The following is a 12,209-nucleotide window of genomic DNA, read 5'->3' as shown; positions in this document are numbered from 1 at the left end:
GACCCATGAGCACCCCCTTCCTCTCCGTCCGCGACCTCAAGGTGCACTTCTCCACCGAGGACGGCATCGTCAAGGCCGTCGACGGGCTCTCCTTCGACCTGGAGAAGGGCAAGACCCTCGGCATCGTCGGCGAGTCCGGCTCCGGCAAGTCCGTCACCAACATGGCGATCATGGGCCTGCACGACCCGCGCAACACCGCCCTCGACGGCGAGATCCTGCTCGACGACAAGGAGCTGATCACCGCCACCGAGAAGGAGATGGAGCGGCTCCGCGGCAACAAGATGTCGATGATCTTCCAGGACGCGCTGGCCTCCCTGTCGCCGTACCACACGATCGGCGCGCAGATCGGCGAGACGTACCGGAAGCACACCGGCTGCACCAAGCGCGAGGCCCGGGTCCGCGCCATCGAGATGCTGCGCCGGGTCGGCATCCCGCAGCCGGACACCCGGGTGGACGACTACCCGCACCAGTTCTCCGGCGGTATGCGCCAGCGCGCGATGATCGCCATGGCGCTGGTCTGCGACCCCGAGCTGCTCATCGCCGACGAGCCGACCACGGCCCTCGACGTGACGGTCCAGGCGCAGATCATGGACCTGCTGAAGGACCTCCAGCAGGAGTTCGGCACCGCGATCATCTTCATCACGCACGACCTGGGCGTCATCGCGGACATCGCGGACGACGTGCTGGTGATGTACGGCGGCCGGTGCGTGGAGCGCGGGACGAAGAAGGAAGTCCTGAGCGACCCGCAGCACCCGTACACGCTGGGGCTGCTCGGTTCGATGCCGGCACTGGACGGACCGGTCGACGTACCGCTGTCGCCGATCCCCGGCTCGCCGCCCTCGCTGCTCAACCCGCCGTCCGGCTGCCGCTTCCACCCCCGCTGCGCGTTCGCCGACAAGGTGTCCGGCGGGCGCTGCTCCAGCGAGCGCCCCGCGCTGGAGGTCACGGACGGCCGGGGTGCGGCCTGCCACCTGACGCCGGAGCAGAAGCGCGAGTTGTTCACCGACTACGCCGCCGGCCGCACCCACTGACGGATTTCAGACGGGACTTCACCACCATGAGCAGCACCACCCCCCTCCTGGACGTCTCCGGGCTCACCAAGCACTTCCCGATCAAGGGCGGCTTCCCCATCAAGCGGACGGTCGGCGCCGTGCAGGCCGTCGACGGCCTGGACTTCCAGGTCGCCGAGGGCGAGAGCCTGGGCCTCGTCGGCGAGTCGGGCTGCGGCAAGTCGACCACCGGCCGGCTGATCACGCGCCTGCTGGAGCCGACCGGCGGCCGGATCACCTACCGCGGCCAGGACATCACGCATGCCGGCCGCAAGCAGCTGGCGCCGATCCGCTCCGAGATCCAGATGATCTTCCAGGACCCGTACGCCTCGCTGAACCCGCGGCAGACGGTCGGCAAAATCATCGCGGGCCCGATGGAGATCAACGGCATCACCCCGCCCGGCGGCCACGAGAAGCGCGTGCGCGAACTCCTGGAGACCGTGGGTCTGAACCCGGAGCACTACAACCGCTTCCCGCACGAGTTCTCCGGCGGCCAGCGCCAGCGCATCGGCGTCGCCCGGGCGCTCGCCCTGGAACCGAAGCTGATCGTGGCGGACGAGCCGGTCTCGGCTCTGGACGTCTCGATCCAGGCGCAGGTGGTCAACCTGCTCCAGCAGGTGCAGAAGGACCTGGGCATCGCGTTCGTCTTCATCGCCCACGACCTGGCGATCGTGCGCCACTTCTCCCAGCGCGTCGCGGTGATGTACCTGGGCAAGATCGTGGAGATCGCCGACCGCGACGACCTGTACAACAACCCGCGCCACCCCTACACGCGGGCCCTGCTGTCCGCCGTCCCCGAGGCGACGGTGGACGAGGAGCCGAGGGAGCGCATCCGGCTGAACGGTGACGTGCCGTCTCCGATCAACCCGCCGTCCGGCTGCCGTTTCCGCACGCGGTGTTGGAAGGCGACCGAGAAGTGCGCGACGGAGGCGCCGCCTCTGGTGGAGGCGGCGGGCAACAAGCCGGGCCACCTCACGGCGTGCCACTACCCCGAGACGACGGACACCGTCCCCGCTCCGCGCCTCTCCAAGGACGGTCTCACCAAGAACCCCGAGGCGGCGGCCTGACACACCCCTTTCCGTCAGCCGCCCCCTTGCGGAGCGGACTTTCACCGGCCCATTGACCCGAGCCCATGAACGTCCGGTCCCGGGGACGAGGGCCCGCGCCTCCCCAAGGCACGGGCCCTCTTTTTTCTGTGTACGGGGTCCCGCTTTCCTGACACACCGTTCAGCAACCTGTGTCAGACTGCCGCGGTGGTGGATCACGTCTTTGCCGACCTCTCGCTCGCCGCGCTCTACGACCGCCTCAACCCCTGGGGACCGGGGGACGACTTCTACCTCGGTCTGCTGCGGGAGGCCGGGTCCGTGCTGGACATCGGCTGCGGCACCGGTCGGTTACTGCGGCGGGCCCGGGCCGAGGGGCACCGGGGGCGGCTGATGGGACTCGATCCGGCCGCCGCGATGCTCGTCCAGGCACGCCGGGCCCGACCGGACATCGAGTGGGTCCTCGGTGATGTGCGGGTGCGGCGGTGGGAGCAGGACTTCGACCTCGTCGTCATGACCGGGCACGCCTTCCAGGAACTGCTGACGGACGACGACATCCGGACCTGTCTGCACGCCGTCCGCTCCGCCCTCCGCGACGGCGGCCGCTTCGTCTTCGAGACCCGCAACCCCGCCGCCCGCCCGTGGGAGCGCTGGACACCGGACCGCGTACACGACATCACCGCCGCCGACGGCACACCGGTGCGGGTGTGGCACGAGGTCCAGCCCGACGCCCCCGCCCCGGACCGCGTGCACTTCACCGAGACCTACGCCGGCCCCCGCTGGCCCACCCCCCAGGTCCACCACAGCACCCTCCGCTTCCTGGACGCCGCCGCCCTGAACACCTTCCTGACGGAGGCGGGCCTGACGGTGTCCGAGCAGTACGGTGACTGGGCGCGGGGTCCGCTGACTCCGGCGTCCCCGGAGATCATCACGGTGGCCGGGCGGGCCTGACCGTCAGGTCCGCCAGGCGGCATCCCCGTGCCGAGCGACCTCCTGACGCGTTCCTGACCGGAGTCACGGGGATGGGCCGTCAGCTGTGCCCCAGTACGTTGACCACCCGCCCGCTGGGATCGCGGACGAAGAACCGGCGCACGCCCCACTCCTCGTCCTGCAAGGGGTGGATGATCTCCGCACCGCTCGCCCGCATGACCGCGTAAGCCGCGTCCACGTCGTCCACCTCGACGCTCAGGTCGGGGGTGACAGACGCAGTCTTGTCGCTCGTCATCACGCTGATCTGCGCTCCCGGGCTGGACGGGGACGCAAGCGTCATGATCCAACCGTGGTTCATGACCTCCTCGAAACCCAGCAGGCCGTAGAACTCCCGGCTCTCCCTGGCGGCTTCCGACCGGATGTTGGGCACGACACGGCGAACGGCCATCTACTACTCCAATCAGGAAGGAAGGTGCCGCACACACTAGCCCCGGTCGGCCTGGCCCTCCTCCAACGCCGACAACGCCGGATCCAGCACGATGTCCTCCTCCCGGGCCTCCGTCGTCGGGTCCTCCGGGAAGTGGCAGGCCGTCAGGTGGGCGGTGCGGTTGCCGGAGAGCTGTACCAGCGGCGGTTCCTCGGTCGCGCACCTCTCCTGGGCCTTCCAGCAGCGGGTGCGGAAGCGGCAGCCGGAGGGTGGGGAGATGGGGGACGGTACGTCGCCGGCGAGGCGGATGCGCTCGCGCCCGGCCGTCTCCCCCTCCGTCAGGGTCACCTCGGGGACGGCGGACAGCAGGGCGTGGGTGTAGGGGTGGCGCGGGCGGGTGTAGATGGAGTCGCGGTCGCCCACCTCGATGATCTTTCCCAGGTACATGACGGCCACGCGCTGGGAGAAGTGGCGCACGATCGCCAGGTCGTGGGCGATGAAGACGAACGCGATGCCCAGGTCCTTCTGGACCTGCTGGAGCAGGTTGACCACCTGCGCCTGGATCGAGACGTCCAGAGCCGAGACCGGCTCGTCCGCCACGATCAGCTTCGGCTCCAGCGCCAGGGCGCGGGCCACGCCGATGCGCTGGCGCTGGCCGCCGGAGAACTCGTGCGGGAAGCGGTTGTAGTGCTCCGGGTTCAGACCCACGGTCTCCAGGAGTTCGCGTACGCGCTTCTCGTGGCCGCCGGGCGGGTTGATGCCGTTGATCTCCATCGGACCCGCGATGATCTTGCCGACCGTCTGCCGCGGGTTCAGCGACGAGTACGGGTCCTGGAAGATCATCTGGATCTCGGAGCGGATCGGGGCGAGTTGCCTGCGGTTCGCGTGGCTGATGTCCTGGCCGCGGTAGGTGATCGTGCCGCTGGTGGGCTCCAGCAGACGGGTGATGAGCCGGCCGGTGGTCGACTTGCCGCAGCCCGACTCGCCGACCAGGCCGAAGCTCTCCCCCGCGTGCACGGTCAGGTCGAGGCCGTCGACGGCCTGGACCGCGCCGACCGTACGGCGAATGGGGAAGCCGCCCTTGACCGGGAAGTGCTTGACCAGGCCGGAGACCGCGAGCAGCGGCTCCTGTACCGCGTCCGCGGGGGTCTCCTGAGTGGTGGGGAGGACCAGGTCCTCTTTCATGGCGGTTGTCCTCCTAGCCCAGTCGGGGCCTGATCTCTTCGACGAAGATGGTGCGTTTCTGCTCCGTGCCGAGATGGCACGCCGAGGAACGGTCCGGTGCCGGTGCCAGGAGCGGCCGTTCGGTGACGCAGCGGTCGCCGCCGACGCGGTCCCGGAAGGTGCACCGGGGGTGGAAGCGGCAGCCGGACGGCGGGGTCAGCAGGGAGGGCGGGGCGCCCGGGATCGGGGAGAGCGGGGTGCCGAGGTCGGAGTCCAGCCGCGGCATGGAGTTCAACAGCCCCCACGTGTACGGGTGCTGCGGTGAGCGCAGGACCTCGTCCACCGTGCCGCGCTCCACCGCCCGGCCCGCGTACATCACCATGATGTCGTCGGCCATGTCGGCGATGACGCCGAGGTCGTGGGTGATGAAGACGATCGCCGTGCCGAACTCCCGCTGGAGGTCCTTGAGCAGGTCCAGGATCTGGGCCTGGACCGTCACGTCGAGGGCCGTGGTCGGCTCGTCGGCGATCAGCAGGTCCGGGTCGCAGACCAGCGCCATGGCGATCATCGCGCGCTGGCGCATACCGCCGGAGAACTGGTGCGGGTAGTCGCGGGCGCGCTCCTTGGGATGGGGGATGCCGACCTTGGCGAGCATCTCCACGGCCCGTTCCCAGGCGGTCTTCTTCGAGGCGCCGGTGTGCTTCATGTACGGCTCGGCGATCTGCCGGCCGATGGTGTAGAAGGGCGACAGCGCGGTGAGCGGGTCCTGGAAGATCATCGCCACCCGGTTGCCGCGGAGCTTCTCCATCTCCTTCTCGGTGGCGGTGATGAGTTCCTTGCCGTCGAGGACGATCTCCCCGTCGACCGTGGTGAACAGCGGGTCGTGCAGCCCGAGGATCGTCAGGTTGGTGACCGACTTGCCCGAGCCGGACTCGCCGACGATGCCGAGGGTCTTCCCGCGGTGCAGGTCGAAGGAGAGCCCGTCGACGGCCTTGACGGGTCCGTCCTCGGTGGAGAACGTCACCTGGAGATCGCGCACCGAGAGGAATCCGTCCGGCCCGGTCGGGGCCGGTGCGCCCTCGGCCTTGGTCACTGTGGTCACGTGGCTGGTTCTTCCTAGGAGAGCCGGATGCGGGGGTCGATCCACGCGTAGGTGATGTCGGTCAGGATGTTGATGGCGAGGATGAAGAAGGCGCCGAAGAGCATGACCCCCATCGTCAGCGGCAGGTCCTTGTTGACCGCGCCGTCCACCGCGAGCCGGCCGATCCCCTGCAGGGAGAAGGTCAGTTCGGTGACGACGGCGCCGCCCAGCATGGAGCTGACGTCGATGCCGAGCACGGTGACGATCGGGATGAGCGAGCCGCGCCAGGCGTAGCGCAGGAAGACGTACTTGCGCGACATGCCCTTGGCCCGTGCGGTGCGGACGTGGTCCTCGGCGAGCTGTTCGATCATGGAGGAGCGCGCCATACGGGTGTACTGCGCGGTGAAGATCGTGGCCATCACGCACACCGGGATGGACATGCCGACGAACCAGCCGACCGGGTCCTGGGTGAAGGGGACGTACTTGGGGTCCTCCATCCAGCCAGTGCTGTAGACGAGGATGGTCAGCACGACCGGGCCGAGGAAGTAGATCTGGAAGGAACTGAGCACCATGGACGCGCCGGTGGCCACCTTGTCGACCATCGTGCCGCGCCGGTAGGCGGCGATCATGCCCGTGCCGACGCCGATCAGGAGGAAGACGATCGCACCGCCGGCGGTCAGGGTGAGGGTGAGCGGGAACCGGTCCATGATGGTGCTCCAGACCATGTCCCCCGAGTAGAAGGACACCCCGAGGCAGGGCGCCGAGCAGTGTCCGGTCGGGAAGTCGCGGCCTGTCACGATGCCGGACATGAAGTCCCAGAACTGCTGGGCCAGGGGCAGGTTGAGCCCGAGGGCCTCGCGGATGTCCGCCAGCCGCTGGGGCGAACAGTCCTTGCCGCAGGCCAGGGAGGCGTAGTCGGAGGGCGCGGCCACGAAGAGGAAGAAGGTCGCCGCACCGATGAGGAAGAGCGTGACGAAGGCGCCGACCGCGCGCCGGAGGATGAACTGAAGCATGGCGGGCTGGCTGCTCTCTGCGACAGACGGTGGGTGGAGTGCGCTCGGAGCGGGGGCGCGCCCGCTTTCGGGCGCACCCCCGTCGTCAGCCGCGGATCACGACGACTTCAGGTACAGCCTGTTGATGTCGATGAGGCTGGACACCGAGCCGTAGCGGGCACCGCCCACGTGGGAGCCGGAGATCTGGAACTGCTTCGTGTACCACAGCGGAGCCGCCGGGATCACGTTCTCCAGCAGGTAGTGCTGGGCTTCCTTCCAGGTCTTGGCGGCCTCGGTCGGCTGCTGGGTCAGCGCCTTCTTGATGAGGGCGTCGACCTTGTCGTCCTTGACGTGCGAGTAGTTCGAGGAGCCGTCGGCGACCTGCGAGCCGTCGTAGATCGGTGTGACGACCGTGCCAGGGGACGGCCAGTCCTGGCCCCAGCCGGTGATGTAGATGTCGTACGGGTTCTTCAGCTTGCCGATCTGCTCGTAGTAGCTCGCCGAGTCGACCTCCTTGGCCACGACGTCGAAGCCGACCTTCTCCAGCGCGTCCTCGATGGCGACCTTGCGCTTCTGGCCGGCCTCGCTGTTGGGGTAGGCGAAGACGAGCTTCTTCGCGCCGGCCGGGACACCGCCGAGGATCTCCTTGGCCTTGGCGACGTTGCCCTGCGGGGTCTTCAGCCGGCCGTAGGGGTCGTAGCCCGCCTCGTAGCCGGGGAGCGTCGGCGCGAAGTAGTTCGGGGCGACGTCACCGCCGTAGGCGCCGCCCTCGCCGGCGATGAGGGACTTGGAGTTGACCGCGTAGGTGACGGCCTCGCGGACCTTCTTGTCCTTGACCCGGTCGAGGTTGAAGGTCAGCGTCATGACGTAGGGCTGGTACCCCTTGACCGTGCGCTTGCTGGCGTCGGGGTTGTTGATGACGTCCTGGATCTGGGTGGCCTCGACGCCGTTGGTGAGCTGGATGGCGTTCTTGTTGTCGCCCTCGTCGGCGATCAGGCGCTTGGTCTGGGTGGACTCGGTGACGCCGAACTGGATGGTGAAGCCGTCGACGTACTGGTGGCGCACGGAGTCGGTCTTCGGGTCCCAGTTGGTGTTCTTCACCAGCTTCAGGATCTTGCCGGCCTTGTTCTCTGCGATCTTGTACGGGCCGGTGGCGACCGGCTTCTTCTCGTACCGCTCCTTGGTGTCGCCCTTCGCCGGGACCACGGCGTAGCCGGCCATGGCGAGGGTCTGCGGCAGGTCGGGGCGCGGCTGGTCGAAGTGGAAGACGACGGTCTTGTCGTCCGGGGTGTCCAGCACCGAGGCCGGCAGGTGCTTGCCGTCGAAGCCGCCGCCGGGCAGGTCCTTGCGGTAGTCGGCGCCGCTCAGCCAGGTCTGGAGGTAGGTCGGACCGTCGAAGATGAACTTCGCGTAGAGGCGCTCGATGCTGTGCCGGACGTCGGACGACGTGATGGGGTTGCCGTTCTCGTCCTTGATCCCGTCCTTCAGCGTGAACGTCCAGGTCTTGCCGCCGTCGGTGGCCTTGCCGGAGTCGGTGGCGAGGTCACCGGCGACGGACACGTCGCCCTTGTCGTCCTCCTGGAACTGGGTCAGGCGGCGGAAGAGCAGGTTGGCGACCTGGCCGGCGTCGGAGACGTAGATCTGGCCGGGGTCCAGGTGGGACAGGCCCGCTTCCTGGTACACCGTGATCGTGCCGCCGGGTTTGGCGCCGGGCACCTCCTTGGCCGGGCCGGTCGATCCGGCCGCGTCGGCGTAGGTGACCGCCTTCGACTGGACCGCCGCCTCCTTCTGGTCCTTCCTGGAGTCCTTGCCGGACTTTCCGCCCTCGTTCTTGGAGCAGGCCGTGAGAGCGAGGGAGCCGGCCGTAATGGCGATCACGACGGCACGCGCTCCGCGGGCGCGATGAGACATCATGTGGCGAATCCACCTACCTGTCGTTGTTATCCGTGAGATCTGCCGGGCGCCGGCCGGCTGGGGCCGACGGGGGCGGCAGCCACCCCCCACCCAACGGACGACCTATCGCCCGGACTTGGGGTCGAACGCGTCCCGTACGGAGTCCCCGAGGAGGTTGAAGCACAGGACGAAGATCACCAGCGCCACCCCCGGGAAGAACATGAACGCCGGGTCCTGCTCGGCGTACCGCGCGCCGGCGGCGAAGAGACGTCCCCAGTCGGGTGTCGGCTCGACGAACCCGACGCCCGCGAAGGACAGGAAGGCGATGCTGAGGATGGTGCTGGGCAGTTGGTACGTGAACTGCACCAGGATCGGGGTGACGACGTTGGGCAGGATCTCCTTGCGTACGATCCGCCACGGCGAGGCCCCGGAGACCTTGGCCGCCTCCACGAACTCCCTTTCGCGCAGGGACAGTACGGTCGACCGCACCAGCCGGGCCATGCCCATCCAGCCCAGCAGCCACAGCACGATCAGCATGGCCAGGGCGCGGAAGTAGGTCGGTGTCGCCTCGCGGGGATCCACGAAGAACGAGGTCACGACGGGCATGAAGGCGATGAAGAAGAGCTGTTGCGGGAAGGAAAGGAAGAAGTCGGTGCCACGGCCGATCCAGTAGTCCGTGCGTCCGCCGAAGTACCCCCCGATCAGACCGATCACGACACCGGTGACCATGATGAGGGCGGTGATGCCGAGCGCCATGTACAGCGAGGTGCGCATGCCGTACAGCAGCATGGCGTAGAGGTCGCGGCCGTACTGCGGCTCGACGCCGAACCAGTGGTCTCCCGAGACACCCCCCAAGTAGCCGAGCGGAAGCCCGAATTCGTCGAGGACGGGCTTGTCGGCGTAGGTGGGATCCTGGCCGTACAGGGTGTACGGGTCGGTGCCCGGGAGCTTCGCGAGCAGCGGGGCGAGCAGGGCGATGAGGAAGTAGCCGATCACCACCACGGCGCAGATGACGCCCGTGCGGTCGCGTTTGAAGCGCAGCCACATCAGCTGGCCGGGGGACCGGCCCGTGAGCGTGACGGTTTCGGCTGTCGTCTCCGGCCCGGGTGCGCCGTCGACGACGACCGAAGTCCCGCCGCCCTCCATGTCGATAGGACTTGTCACGGTTCGTCCGTTTCACAGGTATGAGTGTGAGAGGTGCCCGCGTACTCCGAGGACGCGCGTGACCGCAGTCGGACGCGCGTAGTTACTGGGGTTCCCTCCTCATGACTTCACGTGTTCACCGATGAGAGGGGGTTTCCGTCCACCCTCCGACACCCCTGACGGAGGGTCAGACACCCCCTGGTGCTCGTGAGTCGGCGCTGTCCCCACAGCGCGAGACCCATTGACCCGAGCGCTACGCGGCTAACTATCTGCCATGGGTCGACTACCGACCACTGCCCGTAGATCTCAATTCAGTCACAGCTCGCCCGTACATCTTCCAAAATCTGGACAAACTGTTCGCCGGAAGAAGGCGCGAAACGGACTTGTTACCTGGCTATCGGGCGCCGATCTCCGCATGTCGGACATGAGCCCCCCGAAAACGGGTTGCAAAAAGCCCGGATGCCCCCGCCGTGGGGACACCCGGGCTCAAGCGCCGTGGAATCAGCTGTGCTTGGCGCGGCTCGCGGAGCGGGCACGCTCACGCTGGTCGAGCACGACCTTGCGGATGCGAACGGCCTCCGGAGTCACCTCGACGCACTCGTCGTCGCGGCAGAACTCCAGCGACTGCTCCAGCGACAGCTTGCGCGGCGGCACGATCGCCTCGAACGAGTCGGCCGACGACGACCGCATGTTCGTGAGCTTCTTCTCCTTGGTGATGTTGACGTCCATGTCGTCGGAGCGGGAGTTCTCGCCGACGATCATGCCCTCGTACACCTCGGTGCCCGGCTCCACGAAGAGCACGCCGCGCTCCTGGAGGTTCGTCATCGCGAACGCGGTGACGGCGCCGGAGCGGTCGGCGACGAGGGAGCCGTTGTTCCGGGTCGTCAGGTTGCCGAACCAGGGCTCGAAGCCCTCGTGGATGGAGTGGCCGATGCCCGTGCCACGGGTCTGGGTCAGGAACTCGGTACGGAAGCCGATGAGACCGCGGGACGGCACGACGAACTCCATGCGGACCCAGCCGGAGCCGTGGTTGGACATGTTGTCCATACGGCCCTTGCGGACGCCCATGAGCTGCGTGACGGCGCCCATGTGCTCCTCCGGCACGTCGATCGTCATGCGCTCGACCGGCTCGTGGACCTTGCCGTCGATCTCCTTGGTGACGACCTGCGGCTTGCCGACGGTCAGCTCGTAGCCCTCGCGGCGCATCTGCTCGACCAGGATGGCGAGCGCCAGCTCACCGCGGCCCTGCACCTCCCAGGCGTCCGGACGCTCGGTGTCCAGGACGCGCAGCGAGACGTTGCCGATCAGCTCGCGGTCCAGACGGTCCTTGACCTGGCGGGCGGTGACCTTGCGGTCCTTCACGGCCGCCTTCGCGTCCGCGCCCTTGCCGGTGCCGCCCCGGCCGACCAGCGGCGAGGTGTTCGTACCGATGACCATGGAGATCGCGGGCTCGTCCACCGTGATCAGCGGCAGCGCGATCGGGTTCTCCGGGTCGGCCAGCGTCTCGCCGATCATGATGTCCGGGATACCGGCGACCGCGCAGATGTCACCCGGGCCCGCCTTCTCGGCCGGCTTGCGGGTGAGCGCCTCGGTCATCATCAGCTCGGAGATGCGGACGTTCTGCACGGAGCCGTCGCGCTTGATCCAGGCGACGGTCTGGCCCTTGCGCAGCTCGCCCTGCTCGACGCGGAGCAGCGCGATACGGCCGAGGAAGTTGTCGGCGTCCAGGTTGGTGACGTGGGCCTGGAGCGGGGCGTCCTCGTCGTAGGTCGGGGCCGGGATGTGCTCCAGGATCGTGGAGAAGAACGGCTCCAGGCTGTCGCTGTCGGCCGGGACCGTGCCGTTGTCCGGCTTGGTCAGCGAGGCGATGCCGTCACGGCCGCAGGCGTAGACGATCGGGAACTCGATCTGCTCCTCGTCCGCGTCCAGGTCGAGGAACAGGTCGTAGGTCTCGTTGACGACCTCGTCGATGCGCGAGTCGGGGCGGTCCGTCTTGTTGATGCACAGGATGACGGGCAGCCGCTGCTGGAGCGCCTTGCGCAGCACGAAACGGGTCTGCGGCAGCGGGCCCTCGGAGGCGTCCACCAGCAGCACGACACCGTCGACCATCGACAGACCGCGCTCGACCTCGCCACCGAAGTCGGCGTGGCCGGGCGTGTCGATGATGTTGATGGTGATCGGGTCCCCGCCGTCCTTGGGGTGGTACTTCACCGCCGTGTTCTTGGCGAGGATCGTGATGCCCTTCTCACGCTCCAGGTCGTTCGAGTCCATCATGCGGTCGTCGACCGAGTCGAGCTGGTGGGCCGCGAACGCGCCGGCCTGCTTGAGCATGCCGTCGACGATGGTGGTCTTGCCGTGGTCGACGTGAGCGACGATGGCGACGTTGCGGATGTCGTGACGCGTTGACAACGCAGTCATAAGCTGCCGTACTCCCGGAATGGTGAGGATCACCCTGCGCGTACGTCCGTGTCGCGCGGGCCCTGCCGG

The 12,209-nt window shown here is 68.1% G+C and carries 10 protein-coding genes; 3 read left to right on the top strand and 7 right to left on the bottom strand.

Annotation, left to right across the window (positions count from 1 at the left end; translation table 11 throughout):
* Window positions 1–5 precede the first annotated feature (5 nt).
* The 3 genes from ACZ7N4_RS09995 (at window position 6) to ACZ7N4_RS09985 (ending at window position 3,043) form a co-directional block, all read left to right on the top strand.
* Entirely contained in the window at window positions 6–1,031 is a 1,026-nt protein-coding gene (locus ACZ7N4_RS09995) for an ABC transporter ATP-binding protein (RefSeq protein WP_471355862.1), read from the top strand.
* Between the two features lie 26 nt (window positions 1,032–1,057).
* On the top strand, window positions 1,058–2,116 hold the full coding sequence (locus ACZ7N4_RS09990; RefSeq protein WP_471355860.1) for an ABC transporter ATP-binding protein: 1,059 nt from the start codon (window positions 1,058–1,060) through the stop codon (window positions 2,114–2,116).
* Between the two features lie 186 nt (window positions 2,117–2,302).
* Window positions 2,303–3,043: a class I SAM-dependent methyltransferase gene (locus ACZ7N4_RS09985; protein ID WP_471355858.1), complete on the top strand. Its 741-nt coding sequence runs from the start codon at window positions 2,303–2,305 to the stop codon at window positions 3,041–3,043.
* Window positions 3,044–3,122: 79 nt separating this feature from the next.
* On the opposite strand, the gene ACZ7N4_RS09980 is transcribed toward ACZ7N4_RS09985, so the two are convergent.
* The 7 genes from ACZ7N4_RS09980 to typA all read right to left on the bottom strand — a co-directional run bounded on the left by ACZ7N4_RS09980 (window position 3,123) and on the right by typA (window position 12,131).
* Window positions 3,123–3,470, bottom strand: coding sequence for a VOC family protein (locus tag ACZ7N4_RS09980; RefSeq protein WP_471355856.1), 348 nt, complete (start codon window positions 3,468–3,470; stop codon window positions 3,123–3,125).
* A 36-nt stretch (window positions 3,471–3,506) separates the two neighbouring features.
* Window positions 3,507–4,634 (bottom strand): ABC transporter ATP-binding protein, encoded by a 1,128-nt coding sequence (locus ACZ7N4_RS09975; RefSeq protein WP_471355853.1) that lies wholly within the window; start codon window positions 4,632–4,634, stop codon window positions 3,507–3,509.
* A gap of 13 nt (window positions 4,635–4,647) precedes the next feature.
* Complete coding sequence (locus ACZ7N4_RS09970; RefSeq protein WP_471355851.1) at window positions 4,648–5,715, bottom strand: ABC transporter ATP-binding protein; 1,068 nt, start codon at window positions 5,713–5,715, stop codon at window positions 4,648–4,650.
* Between the two features lie 14 nt (window positions 5,716–5,729).
* Complete coding sequence (locus tag ACZ7N4_RS09965) at window positions 5,730–6,707, bottom strand: ABC transporter permease (RefSeq protein WP_471355849.1); 978 nt, start codon at window positions 6,705–6,707, stop codon at window positions 5,730–5,732.
* A gap of 96 nt (window positions 6,708–6,803) precedes the next feature.
* Window positions 6,804–8,600, bottom strand: a complete 1,797-nt coding sequence (locus ACZ7N4_RS09960) for an ABC transporter substrate-binding protein (RefSeq protein WP_471355847.1) — start codon at window positions 8,598–8,600, stop codon at window positions 6,804–6,806.
* A 102-nt stretch (window positions 8,601–8,702) separates the two neighbouring features.
* Complete coding sequence (locus ACZ7N4_RS09955) at window positions 8,703–9,743, bottom strand: ABC transporter permease (protein ID WP_471355845.1); 1,041 nt, start codon at window positions 9,741–9,743, stop codon at window positions 8,703–8,705.
* Between the two features lie 480 nt (window positions 9,744–10,223).
* The gene (gene typA / locus ACZ7N4_RS09950; protein WP_471356186.1) at window positions 10,224–12,131 is read right to left on the bottom strand and encodes a translational GTPase TypA; all 1,908 of its coding nucleotides are present in this window, start codon (window positions 12,129–12,131) and stop codon (window positions 10,224–10,226) included.
* Window positions 12,132–12,209: the final 78 nt, after the last annotated feature.

Source organism: Streptomyces sp. NPDC107654 (genome assembly GCF_055639035.1).
Note: the sequence above shows the minus strand (reverse complement) of the source record. Positions and strands in the feature narration are given on the sequence as shown.